The 14,059-nt window shown below is 66.3% G+C and carries 15 protein-coding genes and 1 riboswitch; of the genes, 11 read left to right on the forward strand and 4 right to left on the reverse strand.

The window, feature by feature from the left end:
- Window positions 1-59: 59 nt before the first annotated feature.
- A riboswitch (cobalamin riboswitch) is annotated at window positions 60-263 on the forward strand.
- 93 nt (window positions 264-356) lie between these two features.
- Window positions 357-638 (forward strand): hypothetical protein, encoded by a 282-nt coding sequence (locus tag ABIE58_RS04545; RefSeq protein ID WP_354543506.1) that lies wholly within the window; start codon window positions 357-359, stop codon window positions 636-638.
- A gap of 226 nt (window positions 639-864) precedes the next feature.
- On the opposite strand, the gene ABIE58_RS20330 is transcribed toward ABIE58_RS04545, so the two are convergent.
- Window positions 865-1,200, reverse strand: coding sequence for a DUF1127 domain-containing protein (locus ABIE58_RS20330; protein ID WP_502950062.1), 336 nt, complete (start codon window positions 1,198-1,200; stop codon window positions 865-867).
- Window positions 1,201-1,384: 184 nt separating this feature from the next.
- Between ABIE58_RS20330 and ABIE58_RS04555 the strand changes: the two genes are divergently transcribed.
- Window positions 1,385-1,879: a L,D-transpeptidase family protein gene (locus ABIE58_RS04555; protein WP_354543507.1), complete on the forward strand. Its 495-nt coding sequence runs from the start codon at window positions 1,385-1,387 to the stop codon at window positions 1,877-1,879.
- Window positions 1,880-2,140: 261 nt separating this feature from the next.
- Here the strand turns inward: ABIE58_RS04555 and ABIE58_RS04560 are convergent, their stop codons facing one another.
- Complete coding sequence (locus ABIE58_RS04560; RefSeq protein ID WP_354543508.1) at window positions 2,141-2,794, reverse strand: YggS family pyridoxal phosphate-dependent enzyme; 654 nt, start codon at window positions 2,792-2,794, stop codon at window positions 2,141-2,143.
- A gap of 120 nt (window positions 2,795-2,914) precedes the next feature.
- On the opposite strand from ABIE58_RS04560, the gene ABIE58_RS04565 reads away from it, so the two are divergent.
- A complete protein-coding gene (locus ABIE58_RS04565; RefSeq protein ID WP_354543509.1) occupies window positions 2,915-3,394 on the forward strand; it encodes a DUF3576 domain-containing protein in 480 nt (159 codons plus the stop codon).
- Here the strand turns inward: ABIE58_RS04565 and ABIE58_RS04570 are convergent.
- A complete protein-coding gene (locus ABIE58_RS04570; protein ID WP_354543510.1) occupies window positions 3,376-4,014 on the reverse strand; it encodes a cation efflux transmembrane domain-containing protein in 639 nt (212 codons plus the stop codon). The genes ABIE58_RS04565 and ABIE58_RS04570 overlap by 19 nt on opposite strands.
- 72 nt (window positions 4,015-4,086) lie before the next feature.
- Between ABIE58_RS04570 and ABIE58_RS04575 the strand changes: the two genes are divergently transcribed.
- The gene (locus ABIE58_RS04575; RefSeq protein WP_354543511.1) at window positions 4,087-4,521 is read left to right on the forward strand and encodes a MerR family transcriptional regulator; all 435 of its coding nucleotides are present in this window, start codon (window positions 4,087-4,089) and stop codon (window positions 4,519-4,521) included.
- 63 nt (window positions 4,522-4,584) lie between these two features.
- Here the strand turns inward: ABIE58_RS04575 and ABIE58_RS04580 are convergent, their stop codons facing one another.
- Window positions 4,585-5,835, reverse strand: coding sequence for a glycosyltransferase (locus ABIE58_RS04580; RefSeq protein ID WP_354543512.1), 1,251 nt, complete (start codon window positions 5,833-5,835; stop codon window positions 4,585-4,587).
- 153 nt (window positions 5,836-5,988) lie between these two features.
- Between ABIE58_RS04580 and leuS the strand changes: the two genes are divergently transcribed.
- The 7 genes from leuS (at window position 5,989) to ABIE58_RS04615 (ending at window position 14,053) form a co-directional block, all read left to right on the forward strand.
- Window positions 5,989-8,667, forward strand: a complete 2,679-nt coding sequence (leuS, locus tag ABIE58_RS04585; RefSeq protein ID WP_354543513.1) for a leucine--tRNA ligase — start codon at window positions 5,989-5,991, stop codon at window positions 8,665-8,667.
- On the forward strand, window positions 8,654-9,145 hold the full coding sequence (gene lptE, locus ABIE58_RS04590) for an LPS assembly lipoprotein LptE (protein WP_354543514.1): 492 nt from the start codon (window positions 8,654-8,656) through the stop codon (window positions 9,143-9,145). Before leuS ends, lptE begins: the two co-directional genes overlap by 14 nt.
- Window positions 9,142-10,167: a DNA polymerase III subunit delta gene (gene holA, locus ABIE58_RS04595; RefSeq protein ID WP_354543515.1), complete on the forward strand. Its 1,026-nt coding sequence runs from the start codon at window positions 9,142-9,144 to the stop codon at window positions 10,165-10,167. The genes lptE and holA overlap by 4 nt, the downstream gene beginning before the upstream one ends.
- Before the next feature lie 152 nt (window positions 10,168-10,319).
- Entirely contained in the window at window positions 10,320-11,138 is an 819-nt protein-coding gene (locus ABIE58_RS04600) for a putative hydro-lyase (RefSeq protein ID WP_354543516.1), read from the forward strand.
- A gap of 25 nt (window positions 11,139-11,163) precedes the next feature.
- Entirely contained in the window at window positions 11,164-12,204 is a 1,041-nt protein-coding gene (locus ABIE58_RS04605; protein ID WP_354543517.1) for a TRAP transporter substrate-binding protein, read from the forward strand.
- Between the two features lie 2 nt (window positions 12,205-12,206).
- Window positions 12,207-12,773 (forward strand): TRAP transporter small permease subunit, encoded by a 567-nt coding sequence (locus ABIE58_RS04610; RefSeq protein ID WP_354543518.1) that lies wholly within the window; start codon window positions 12,207-12,209, stop codon window positions 12,771-12,773.
- On the forward strand, window positions 12,770-14,053 hold the full coding sequence (locus ABIE58_RS04615; protein ID WP_354543519.1) for a TRAP transporter large permease: 1,284 nt from the start codon (window positions 12,770-12,772) through the stop codon (window positions 14,051-14,053). Before ABIE58_RS04610 ends, ABIE58_RS04615 begins: the two co-directional genes overlap by 4 nt.
- Window positions 14,054-14,059 lie beyond the last annotated feature (6 nt).

Here is a 14,059-nt window from a genome sequence, read left to right on the forward strand (position 1 = left end):
GCCATGCCGCTTTTCGCCCGAACCTTTCGCCTTTGCGCTTGCGAGGGCAGGGCGCTGTGCTACGCTTCACGGGTCATGGTGCCGCCCCTCGGGGCGGAGAATTGGGAAGCCGGTGAGAGACCGGCGCTGCCCCCGCAACGGTAAGGGTGGGCGTCGCGGCGATATGCCACTGGGCCGGGACCGGCCCGGGAAGGTGCCGCCGACGCATGGGCCGAACGCCCGCCACCCCAAGCCCGGAAACCAGCCAGGACAAACGCCAAATCGCGGTGGGCGATGTGGGTGTGTGAGCCGCCCGTGCCCCCGCACCCCACGCCCTCGCCCCATCCGGCCCGGGGTGTGGCCGGGGAGACATGAGCATGACGGCCCTTTCCCGAATCATCGACGCGCTTGAGGACAGCCCGGCGCAGGGCGCGCAGGCGCTTGATGCCGCGCGCCTTGGGTTTCTTGAATGGGTGTTCGCCACCCCCGGCCCGGTGACCGCGCGGATGGCGCGGGATGCGCTTGAGACACAGGCCGCGCGCGACGCGCAAAGCCCGGCCGCGCGTGCCTTTGTCGGCTGTGTCAGGGAGGTGTGCACCTGCGTCCCGTCATCTGCGCAGCGCCGCAGGGGCGCGCGCGGGGGCGCCTGGCTCAACTGACATCGCTGGCTTGCGGTTGGGAGAAACAAAAACGGCGACACCAGGGAGGAGGAGGGTGCCGCCGTTCTGTATCGCGTCAGGCCTCAGGGAGGAGGAGGAGACCTTCCGCTATCTTTCAGGACCGTTATTCGGCCCCGTCGTCTGGCCCCGAGTTCTAGGGAGGAGGAGAGAACCCGAGACCTTCACGAATGCGCCAGGGAGGAGGAGAGGCGCATCCGTATTCCGTTCAGCGCCTTGCGCCGTAGACCGAGTCGTAGGCGACCCGGCGAATTTCGCTGCGATGCAGGCCAAGATCGGCCAGATCACGCCCGGTGAGATCGGAAAGCTCGCGCACCGTCCGCCGATAGGCGAGGTAAGCATTGACACGCTGCAATGCGGCATTAGCTGTCTCACGAAGCCCGCCCCACGCCGTGGGGGCTATCCCGTATCGCGTGACCATCGGTTGTGCCATCTTCTTTTCCTTGCGATCTTGTTCGCTTTTATCGCCAAGGCCACCCTGTGTGCCCTCGCTTGATTGGAAGATAGCGTCTTTCTGCAGTTGCACAATAGCGGGCGTGAACATTTCTGCTATGCAGAAAACGCATGGCAGAGCCTGACCTAACGTCAGGCAAAAGCACAGTTTTTCAGCACGCCCTGATGCCCACCTGCACAGAATGTAAAGGCAGCCGGGGGGCGTGACGCCGCAGAAAGGCAATGTTCGCGGCGAAAGCCTCTGGACCGGGCGGTGGCACATGGTAGCAAGGGGCATGACGCCGCTTGATCTTGTTCTGACCCCAACCGCGCTGCGCTTTGGCGGGCGGCGCTATCCGTGCACCATCGGGCGCGGGGGCCCCACGGGCGACAAGCGCGAGGGCGATGGCGCGACGCCACGGGGTATCCACCGGATCGTCGGGATGCTCTATCGCCCCGACCGCATGGCGCGGCCCACGGATTGGGCGGTGCCGATTCGCCCCGGTGACCTGTGGTCGGACGATCCCAATGATGAGGATTACAACCTCATGGTGCGCGCGCCCTACGCCCACAGCCACGAGGCGCTGCGCCGCGCCGATCCGCTCTATGATCTGGTGATCGTGACCGACTGGAACTGGCCGCAGGCCACGCGCGGGCGCGGATCTTGCATCTTCATCCATCGCTGGCGGCGGCCGGGCTATCCGACGGCGGGCTGTATCGCGCTGCGCCCCGACCACCTGCGCCGGATCGCGCAGGGCATCCGGTATGAGACGCGGCTGATCGTGCGGTAATGTCGATGCAGCACGGGGGGCTCATGATGTGAAGAGGACGTTCGATATGACATGCAGAGCCGCGCGGTGCCCGACCGCGGATGGGCGCTGCAACGGTTGTGGTGGGCGATTTATGGTGCCGAATACTTGAACGTTTGTGCGGATTGCGCCGTTGCAGAAGCGTCCGGGCGGTCGGGCGCTCGCGCGGCGGCGTGCAAGCACGCCTTGACTCCGCGCGGGGACAAGACGCGAATGGCGGCTCGAGGCCCAACCGCGGCCCTATCAACCGTAATCCCGTTCGCCGAAAATCGCCGAGCCGACGCGCACATGGGTCGCCCCTTGTGCAATCGCACGCTCGAAATCGCCGCTCATCCCCATCGACAGGCCCGAGAGACCGTTGCGCGCCGCGATCTTCGCCAGAAGCGCGAAGTGCAGGCTCGGCTCTTCGTCCACCGGCGGGATGCACATCAACCCGCGCATCGGCAGATCAAGCGCCCGGCACTCAGCCACGAAGCCATCCGCCTCGGCGGGCAGCACGCCGGCCTTTTGCGGCTCTTCACCGGTATTGACCTGCAAGAAGAGATCGGGACAGCGGCCTATCTCTTGCGCCAGCCGCGCCAGTGTGCGCGCCAGCTTGGGCCGGTCGAGCGAGTGAATGGCCTGAAACATCTCCATCGCCTGCCGCGCCTTGTTGGTCTGCAACGGGCCAAGCAGGTGCAACGCGATGCCCTCGTAACGCTCCTGGAATGCAGGCCAGCGCTCTGCTGCCTCCTGCACCCGGTTTTCGCCAAAGAGGCGGTGGCCCTGATCGAGCACTGCCTCGACCCGGTCCCGTGGCTGCACCTTGGACACGGCGACAAGCGCCGTGCTGCCCGGCGCGCGCCCGGCACTGGCCTCGGCACGGGCGATCCGCTCCTTGATGTCGCTCAGGCTCACCGGCATTCTCCTGCTGTTATCGCGTGCCATCTGACTGCCACGCTCACAGGCCGGGTGCAACGGGCTTGCCCTGCTGCTGCGGCTTGGATACATGGGGGGTGAATAAATCCGGACGGTGAAATGACCCAGTCGCGTTTAAGATTTGTCGGCCTGGCCGTGGCGGGCCTTGTGGTGCTCGCAGGGTGCAGCACGTTCAAGGACGCGCGCTTTGATCCCGAGGCAACGCGCGTGAAAAGCGGTCGCGAGGCGCGGCCCGATCCAAAGGACGGGTCGCTGTTCGACGCATTCCGGGGCTCCAAGGACAGCGTCAAGGTCAACCGCTTCCTGTGGACGGCCTCGCTCGAGGTGCTTGATTTCCTGCCGGTCGAGGCGGCAGATCCGTTCACCGGGATCATCTCCACCGGCTATGGCACCCCGCCCGGCGGCAACACCGCCTATCGCGCCACCATTCTCATCAGCGACCCGGCGCTTGACGCGCGCGCGCTCAATGTGTCGCTTCAGTCGCGGCGCGGCCCGGTCGATGCGGCCACCACCCGCGCGGTCGAGGATGCGATCCTCAACCGCGCACGGCAGTTGCGCATTCAGGCCGCCAAGTTCTGATCCGCACGCGCGGCCCCGCGCCGCTCGTGCAGCGATTGCCGGATGATCTGCACCGCCGAATTGACGAACAGCGCGGCCATGATCGCGGCCACGATCACGTCGGGCCAGCCCGTGCCGCTTTGCCAGACGCCCAGTGCCGCCAGCATCACCGCGACATTGCCGATCGCGTCGTTGCGTGAACACAGCCAGACCGAGCGCACATTGGCGTCCCCATCCTTGTAGGCCATCAGCAAGAGCACGCTCGCCACGTTGGCGGCCAGCGCCAGAACCCCAACAGTGCCCATGATCCCGGCCTCTGGCACGCCGATATAGACCACCCGGTAAAGCGTCGTGCCCAGCACCCAGGCCCCCATCGCCATGAGGCTCAGCCCCTTTGCCAGCGCGGCGTTGGCGCGCACCCGCACCGACATGCCGATGACCGCCAATGACAGCCCATAGGTCAGCGCATCGCCCAGGAAATCGAGCGCGTCGGCCTTGAGCGCCTGCGACTGCGCCGCCTGGCCGCTGGTCATCTCGACCGCGAACATTGCCGTATTGATCGCGATCACCAGCCAGAGCCGCCGCTTGTAGCCTGCCGACACACCGTCGAACCGCGCGCCGTGGTCGCAACATCCTGCCATCCGGGGCCTCCTTTGCATCCAGTTCGCCGGTAATGTAATCTCTCTAGCGACTAGAGCTTCAAGGGGAGAGATATGATTTTCGCGATTGGCGAGCTGGCGCGGCGGACCGGCGTCAAGGTGCCCACGATCCGCTATTACGAGGCGCGCGGGTTGCTTGGCGTGCCGGACCGCAGCGCCGGGAATCAGCGCCGCTATGGGCAGGCAGAGCTTGAGCGCCTCCGCTTCATCCGCCACGCCCGCGATCTGGGGTTTTCGCTGGCGGCGATCTCGGCGCTTATCGAGTTGCAGACCCACCCCGACCGCACCTGCGACACCGCGACGCGCATTGCCCGCGATCAGCTTGACGCCACCCGCCGGAAAATCCGCCGGTTGCGTGCGCTTGAGGCGGAGCTGGACCGTATCACCCAAGGCTGCACCGGCGACGGCCCGGCGCGGGAATGTTATGTGCTCGCGTCGCTGGCCGATCATGAGCTTTGCGAGACCGATCACGCGCCGGTGGAGGGGTAAGCCACAGCTTTGGTGGCAACACGCCGGGCGCGCGATGACGTCCGCCCGCGCTCGATCGCGCATTCAGGGCCGCGTCTTGCCCGCTGCCAGTGCCTCGACCCACGCCACCTGGCGCGGCAGGCAGATGGTCTGGAGATCATAGCGCGCGCGGATGAGGGCGCGCGCCGCCGCGCCCAGGCGTTTGCGCTCTGCCCCGTCATCGAGCAGGGCGCAGACCTCGGCCACCAGCGCCTCGCCATCGAAGAAATCCACCAGCCGCCCGGTCTCGCCCGCAGTGATGACCTCGCGCACCGGCGCGGTGTCGCCCGCGACAATCGCCGCCTCGCAGGCCATCGCCTCCAGAAGCGACCAGCTCAGCACGAAAGGATAGGTGAGGTAGACATGCACGCGGCTCACCTGCAAAAGCCGTAGAAACCGGTCATAGGGGATGCGCCCGAGGAAATGCACCCGCGCCCAATCGGCGTCCGCTATCTGCCCGCGCACCTCGTCGATGAAAATCTGTTTCCAGCTTTGCCCGTTGGGCGGGCGCGCGCCATAGCTGACCTCGTCGCCGCCCACGATCAGCACCCGCGCGCGGGGCCGTTCGCGCAAGAGCCGCGGCAGCGCGCGCATGAAGACGTGATAGCCGCGATAGGGCTCCAGGTTGCGGTTCACGAAGGTGATGACCTCGTCGGCGCGGCTCAGGACCCCTGCGCCCTCCACCTCCAGCCGCGCATCGGGCAGGGGGCAGGCGGCCACCGTGTCGATACCGTCATGGCTTATCGTGATGCGCTCGCGAAACGGCGCGGGGAAGGTATCGGCCTGAAACCGCGTCGGGCTGATCCCGGCATGGCCCTGCTCGAAATGCAGCATGTTGTTGAGGTTCTTCAGCCGGATGCGCAGCGGTTCGGCCTCCGGCGCGCGGCTTGGGAATTCGGGATCGAACTCCAGATGCGGCCAGCCCGCGAGGTGGTAAAGCTCGCAGTAAAGCCCCAGCCGCGCCTCGGGCCAGACATCGCGCAGAAAGAGCGATTCGCCCCAGCCGGGATGCGCAAGGATCACGTCGGGCGCATAGCCGCGCTCTTTCAGCGCACGCGCCGCGCGCCAGCACGCCTCGCCGCGCGTCAGCTTGGTGTCGAAATCCACCAGCCACGGGTGCAGCGCCTGCCCCGCGCGCTTGGGCAGGCTGTAGGGGATCACGCGCACCCCCTGCCATGTCCGCGCCTCCTTGACCCGCAGGGTCAGCGCCACGCAATGATGCCCCAGCCGCGCCAGCCGGGGCGCGAGGTGTTTGTATTGCCCCGGAAAATTCTGGTGGATGAAGAGGATGTTCACGGCCCTGCCTGCCCTTGTGCGCCCGGATGCTTATAACGGCGGCACCCGCACCGGGCCAAGCCCCGCATTTTTGCGCACATTGACTGGACCCGCGCGCACCAAGCGCCTATCACCCCTGCCAACACGCACACGAGAGCAAGAAAGGCACGGCCCATGTCGCGCTATTCCCCCGCCGAGATCGAAGCGAAATGGCAAGCGGCCTGGAACGAGGCGCAGGTGTTTCGCGCCGCCCGCGATGCCGCCAAGCCCAAATATTACGTGCTGGAAATGTTCCCCTACCCGTCGGGGCGCATCCATATGGGCCATGTGCGCAACTACACGATGGGCGATGTCGTCGCGCGCCACAAGATCGCGACCGGGCATAACGTGCTGCACCCGATGGGCTGGGACGCCTTCGGGATGCCCGCCGAGAATGCCGCGATGGCGAGCGGAGGCCACCCCAAGGACTGGACCTACGCCAATATCGAGACGATGCGCGAGCAGATGAAGCCCCTGGGCCTCAGCATCGACTGGAGCCGCGAATTTGCCACTTGCGACCCCGAATATTACGGGCAGCAACAGGCGCTGTTTCTGGATTTTCTGGAAAAGGGCCTCGTTTACCGCAAGGAGGCGGTGGTGAACTGGGACCCGGTCGATATGACGGTTCTGGCCAATGAACAGGTGATCGACGGCAAGGGCTGGCGCTCGGGCGCGGAGGTGGAGCGGCGCGAGTTGACGCAATGGTTCTTCCGCATCTCCGATTTCGCCGGGGAATTGCTCGATGCGCTCGACACGCTCGACAACTGGCCCGCCAAGGTGCGGATCATGCAGGAAAACTGGATCGGGCGCTCGCGCGGGCTGCAATTCGCCTTCTCGCTGATCGACGGGCCCGAAGGGCATGACCGGATCGAGGTCTACACCACGCGGCCCGACACGATGATGGGGGCCTCGTTTCTCGGCATTTCGCCCGATCACCCGCTGGCCAAACGGCTGGAGGCCGAGAACCCGCAGGTGGCGGCGTTCTGCGCCGAGGCGCGGCGCGGTGGCACCACCGAAGAGGCTATCGAGAAGGCCGAGAAGCTGGGGTTCGACACCGGCCTTCGCGTGCGCCATCCGTTTGACAATGACTGCGAATTGCCGGTCTGGATCGCCAATTTCATCCTGATGGATTACGGCACCGGCGCGATCTACGGCGTGCCCGCGCATGACCAGCGCGACCATGATTTCGCGGTCAAATACGGCCTGCCGATCATCGACACGTTCCAGCCGCGCGAGGGCGCGCATGACGTGGCCGCCAGCCCCTATATACCGCCCAAGCCCGAGGCCGTCCGCTATACCCGCCCCATCGCGGGCGAGGAGATGCAGACCGGGGCAGAGGCCATCGAAGCCGCGATTGCGGTTTGCGAGGCGAATGGTATCGGCCGGGGCGTAACCAAGTTCCGCCTGCGCGATTGGGGCCTCTCGCGCCAACGCTATTGGGGCTGCCCGATCCCGGTGGTGCATTGCGATGCCTGCGGTGTGGTGCCCGAGGCCAAGGAAAACCTGCCCATCCGCCTGCCCGACGATGTGAGTTTCGACGCGCCCGGCAACCCGCTGGACCGGCACCCCACATGGCGCGAGTGCACCTGCCCGCGCTGTGGTGCTGCGGCAACGCGCGAGACCGACACGATGGATACGTTTGTGGATTCAAGCTGGTATTACGCCCGCTTCACCGCGCCCCATGCCAAAACGCCCACCGATCTGGCCGAGGCGGAGTATTGGATGAACGTGGACCAGTATATCGGCGGCATCGAGCACGCCATCCTGCACCTGCTCTACTCCCGCTTCTTCGCCCGCGCGATGCAGATTTGCGGGCATCTGCCCGAGAAGGCCATCGAGCCGTTTGATGCGCTGTTTACGCAGGGCATGGTGACGCATGAGATCTATGCCTCCAAAGCGGTCACCAAGTCCGGCGATAGACTTGGTGGAGGCATAGGTTACACGCAATATCACCTACCCGAGGACGTGGTTCCGTTCTCTAGTATGCACGGCCAAAGATTTGCTGTGTTGCGAGAGAGGCTTAGAGAGGCGGGGCGTCAACCTACTAACGAAAACGACCTTTTTGAGCAGTCAAAAATTGATGCGGAGGACGGTGTAGCTATTGAAATTATCCCCTCCGCCAAGATGTCGAAATCCAAGAAGAATGTCGTCGATCCCTCCACCATCATCGCCCAATACGGGGCCGATACCGCGCGCTGGTTCGTGCTCTCGGACAGCCCCCCCGAGCGGGATGTGGAATGGACCGCCTCGGGCGCCGAGGCCGCGCATCGCCATCTTTCCCGCGTCTGGCGGCTGGCCTCGGAGGTCGAAAACGCCCCCGAGACCGCCACGCCAGAGGCCGACGAGGCGCTGTTGCGCGAGATGCACAAGGCCATCGACGAGGTGACCAAGGGCGTCGAGTCCTTCGGCTTCAACGCCGCCATCGCGCGGCTTTATGCCTTTACCAACACGCTGGTGAAATCGCAGGCGGGTCGAGAGGCGAAAACCACCGCCACCCGCACGCTGGCGCAGCTCATGGCCCCGATGACCCCACATCTGGCCGAGGATATCTGGGCCATGCTCGGCGGCGAGGGGCTTGTCGCCACAGCGCCCTGGCCCGTGGCCGATCCGGCAATGCTGATCGACGAGACGGTAACCCTGCCCATCCAGATCAACGGCAAACGGCGCGCGGAAATCACCGTGCCGCGCGAGATGGCGAAATCCGAGGTTGAAAAGCTGGCGCTCGCGCATGATGCTGTGCAAAAGGCGCTCTCAGGGGCCGCGCCGAAAAAGATCATCGTTGTCCCCGGACGGATCGTGAATGTCGTCATCTGATCGCCGCCTGTTCCTGCTCTCGGGCCTCGCCGCGCTGGCGGGCTGCGGCTTTGCCCCCGCCTATGCGCCCGGCGGTGGCGGTGACGCGCTGATGGGGCAGGTCAGCGTGACCGCGCCCGACACCCGCGCAGGCTACCTACTCACCCGCGAGATCGAGACACGCCTTGGCCGCCCGTCCGCGCCCCAATTTGAGCTGCGCCCCGAGATCGCGCTGCGCTCCGAGGCCATCGCCATCGACCGCAGCAACGTCACCGGGCGCTTCAACGTGATCGGCAGGCTGCGCTACACCCTCACCGATCTGGAGACGGGCGCGGTGGTGGATCGCGGCGAAGTGACGAATTTCACGGGCTATTCCAACTTCGGCACGCCGGTGGCCTCGCAGGCCGCCGAACGCGATGCCGAGGTGCGGCTGATGCAGATGCTCGCCGATCAGATGCTCATCCGCCTCGCTGCCGCGGCGGGCGCGCGGGCGCAATGAAGCTCGGCACCCGCGAGGCCGCCCGCTATTTCGCCCGGCCCGAGCCGCAGCGCACCGGGGTGCTCATCTATGGCCCCGACGCGATGCGCGTGGCGCTGCGGCGGCAAGAGATGATCGCCGCGCTGCTTGGCCCCGGTGCAGAGGAAGAGATGCGCCTGAGCCGCCTGCCCGCAAGCGATCTGCGGCGCGATCCGGCGGTGCTGCTTGATGCGGTCAAGGCGCGCGGGTTCTTTCCCGGCCCGCGTGCCGTGCTGGTGGATGAGGCGGGCGACGGCGTGGCCGATCCGATCCTTGCCGCGCTGGCCGACTGGGCCGAGGGCGACGCGCAGATCGTCGTGACCGCCGGTCAGCTCAAGCCCACATCGAAGCTGCGCAAGGCGTTCGAGGGCCACCGCAACGCCTATGCCGCCGCGATCTACGACGATCCGCCCTCGCGCGAAGAGATCGAGGCCGTGCTGGCGCGCGCCGGGCTGCGCGATGTGCCGGGGCCGGTGATGGGTGATCTGGAGGTGCTCGCGCGCACGCTCGACCCCGGCGATTTCCGCCAGACGATGGACAAGCTCGCGCTCTACAAGATCGGCGATCCCGCGCCGCTCTCGGCCCTGGATATCGCGGCCTGTGCGCCCGCCTCGACCGAGGCCGATCTCGATGATATCCTCGACGTGGTGGCCGATGGTCGCGCGGGCGAGATCGGCCCGGTGCTGCGGCGGCTGAAGGCGCAGGGCGTGCAGCCGGTGGGCCTGTGCATCGGGGCCGCGCGCCATTTCCGCGCGCTCTACACCGCCGCCGCCGATCCCGGCGGCGCGGCCAAGGGCATCGCCCGCATGCGCCCGCCGGTCTTTGGCCCGCGCCGCGACCGGATGCTGCGACAGGCGCAACATTGGGGCGCACCCCGGCTGGAACAGGCGCTCACGATCCTCACCGAGACCGACCTCACCCTGCGCTCGGCAGGCCAACGCGCCCCCGACATGGCGCTGGTAGAGCGCGCGCTGATCCGGCTGGCGATGCTGGCGGCGCGGTGAGGGGGGGGGGTAACGCGTGACCCCGTGATGCCCTTGGCGGCATGGCGGGCTGTCAGGCGATCATCAATTTTTATATCATCCGACAAATTTATTCGATTTGATTTTATAGGCCATCCCAGTCACCCTCGGATCATGCAACGAGGGGGCCGCCCGTGACCACCGATTTCGAGAGCCTGAGACAGACAGACCTCGCCACCCTGCGCGCCGCGATCCGCGCCGGGCGTTACCATGGCCATACGGCGGGGCTGGGCGCGGGGTATCTTCAGGCCAATATCGTGATCCTGCCGGGGGCGGCGGCGCTTGATTTCATGCGCTTCTGCCAGCGCAACCCCAAGCCCTGCCCGCTGGTGGGCGTGTCGGATACCGGCAACCCGATGATGCACACGCTGGGGCGCGATATCGACATCCGCAGCGACGTGCCCGCCTATAATATCTACCGCCACGGGCGGCTTGATGGCACGGCGACCGATATCCGCGATCTGTGGACCGGGGACATGGTGGCGTTCGGCTTGGGCTGTTCCTTCACCTTCGAACATGCGTTGATGCAGGCGGGCATCCCGCTTTGGCATGTTGCCCATGACACCACGGTGCCGATGTTCCGCACGTCGATCCCTTGCGTGCCCGCCGGGCCATTCCGCTCCAACATGGTGGTCAGTATGCGCGCGATTGATCCTGACCGCGTGGACGAGGCCATCGCGCTCTCGCGCCGCTACCCGCTGGCGCATGGCGCGCCGGTGCATGTGGGCGACCCGGCCTCGCTTGGCATTGCCGATCTGGCGCGCCCTGACTGGGGCGATCCCGCGCCCGTGACCGGCGATCAGGTGCCGGTCTTCTGGGCCTGCGGCGTCACCCCGCAAGCCGCCATCGAGGCCGCCGCGCCCGCGCTCTGCATCACCCACAGGCCCGGCCATATGCTGATCACCGATATTCCCGAGGACGCGGAAACCCCGGTGCTCTCACCGGCCAATTAACCAGGAAACCAACAAGGAGTTACCCATGAAAACCCTCACTGCCCTGCTCGCCACAACCGCCATCCTCGCCACGCCGCTCGCCGCACAAGAGCTTTCGGTGGTTGGTAGCTGGTCCAGCCTGCCCCTGCACAAGCAATACGAGGCCCCGTTCTGGACCGAGACCCTGCCCGCCGCCTCGAATGGCAAGATCGGCGTGGCGCTGACCACGCATAACCAGATGAACCTGGGCGTGGGGGACGTTTACCGCCTGCTGGGCGACGGGGTCTATGACGTGGGCATGACCGTGGCCGATTATGCCGTCGCAGACGCGCCCGAGCTTGAGGGGCTTGACGTGCCGCTTCTGGCGCTGACCGCGGAGGAGGCGCGCGCGATGGTCGAGGCCGCCCGCCCGATGGTGCAGGATATCTTCCACGACCGCTTCAACAGCCACGTCCTTGCCATCGCGCCCTACCCGCCGCAGGTGGTGTTCTGCAACGCGCCAGTGACGCAACTGTCGGATCTGGAGGGGCTGAAGGTCCGCGCCTCGGGCCGCATGACCGCGCAATTCCTCGAAGCCTTGGGGGCCGAGGGCATCAACGTGAGCTTTGGCGAGGTGCCCGGCGCGCTGCAAAACGGCGTGGTGGATTGCGCCGTGACCGGGGCCGGCTCTGGCTATAGCGCCGGCTGGTGGGAGGTCTCAACCCACCTGCTGCCCATCCCGCTGGGCGGCTGGGACAGCGTGGTGACGGCGATGAACCTTGACCGCTGGAACAGCCTTGACGCGGGCACGCAGGAATTGATCGCTACCGAGATCAAGACCAATTTCGAGGACAAGGCCTGGGCCACCGCGCAGGACGCGCTTGTCAATGACATCGCCTGCCTCACCGGCAATGGCGTGTGCCCCTCGGGCGAGGCGCGCGACATGACACTGGTCGAAGTGTCGGATGCCGATTTCGCACGCGCGCGCGAGGTGCTGGTGTCCAAGGTGCTGCCCGACTGGGCGGCGCGCGCGGGCGATGATTGGGCCAAGCGCTGGAATGAGAGCGTCGGCGCGACCGTCGGCGTCACCATCGGCGCGGTGAACTGAGCATGACCGGCGCGGCGACACGGGCCGAGGCGGTGCTGCGTGCGCTGCGCCGGATCAACCGCGTGGTGGCGGTGCTGGTGGGCGCGGGCCTTCTGGCCTGCGTCGCGCTGGTGCTGGCGGATGTTGCGCTGCGCCGGGTTCATGCCTCGTTCGGCGGCACCGACGAGATCAGCGGCTATGTCATGGCCATCGCCACCGCCTGGGGCATGGGCTATGCGCTAATGGAGCTGGGCCATGTGCGCATCGATATCCTGCGCGCGCGGGGCGGCGCGGCGGTGCGTGCGGTGTTCGATCTGTTTTCGCTGATGGTGCTGGCGGGCACGGTCAGCCTTGTGGCGATCCAAGGCTGGCCGGTGGTGGCGCGCTCGCTCGCCAATGCGTCCCGCGCCAACACGCCGCTGGAGACGCCGCTTGCGCTGGTGCAATTGCCTTGGTTCGCGGGCTGGGTGTGGTTCGCGCTGATGGCCTGGCTCACCTTCCTTGCCGCGCTCGTGCTGGTGGTGCAGGGCCGTTTCGATGCCGCCGACCGCGCGATTGGCGTGGTGGGCGAAGGGGAGGCGGTGCAATGATTTCTTACGCGGTTTTCGGCCTTCTGGGCCTCTTGAGCCTGTCCATTCCGGTGGGCATCGTGTTGTTCCTGCTGGGCTTTGGCCTCGACATCTTCTTCACCCCCTTCCCGCTGATCCGGGGCCTCGGCAATCTCGTCTGGTCCACCTCGAACAACCCCACGCTGATCGCGATTCCCTTCTTCGTTCTGCTGGGCGAGATCCTCGTGCGCTCGGGCATTGCCACGCGCACCTATGCCGCGCTTGATCGCTGGGTGTCGTGGCTGCCGGGCGGTCTTGTCCATGCCAACGTGGCCACGGCAACGATGTTTTCGGCCACCTCGGGCAGTTCCGTGGCGACCGCCGCGACCGTCGCCACCGTCGCCATGCCGCAGGCGGAAAAGCTCGGCTATGATCCGCGGCTATTCTCCGGGGCCATCGCGGCGGGGGGCACGCTGGGCATCATGATCCCGCCCTCGATCAACCTCATCGTCTACGGCTTTCTCACCCAAAGCTCGATCCCCAAGCTGTTTCTGGCGGGGCTTATTCCCGGCATCGGGCTGGCGCTCGCGTTCATGCTGGTGACCGTCCTCATCTGCCTCGTGCGCCCCGATCTGGGCGGCACAAGGCGGGTGTTTCCGTTCGTGCAGATGCTGCGGGCGCTGGTGCAGCTTATCCCGATCATCCTGCTATTCGCCGCGATCATCGGCTCGATCTACAAGGGCTGGGCCACGCCGACCGAGGCGGCCTCGGTGGGTGTCGCGGGCGCGCTGGTTATAGCCGCACTTTTCGGCACGGTGAACGGTGCCGTGCTGGGCCAGAGCCTCTTGGGCACGGTCAAGATCACGGCGATGATCATGCTGGTGGTGATCGGCGCATCGTTTCTGAACTTCACCCTTGCTGCCGCCGGTCTGGGCCGCGAATTGCAAGCTATGCTCGGCGGTCTCGGCCTTTCGCCCTTGGGCACGATCCTCGTGATCGTCGTCATCTATATCGTGCTCGGGTTCTTCATCGAGACGCTGTCGCTGATGGTGGTGACCATCCCCATTGTCGTGCCGCTGGTGGTGGCGCAGGGGTTCGATCCGATATGGTTCGGCATCCTCATGATCGTGCTCATTGAGATGGCGCTGATCACGCCGCCTGTGGGCCTCAACCTCTATGTGGTGCAGGGCGCGCGGCAGGGCGGGCGCATGTCAGAGGTGATGGTGGGCGCGGCACCCTATGCCGCGACCATGCTGGCGATGGCGGGGCTGCTCATTGCCTTTCCGCAGATCGCCCTGTTTTTGCCGAACGCGGTGCAGTAGACCGGA

The sequence above is a fragment of the Roseovarius sp. MBR-78 genome, from assembly GCF_040547535.1.
Classification (GTDB): Bacteria; Pseudomonadota; Alphaproteobacteria; order Rhodobacterales; family Rhodobacteraceae; genus Roseovarius.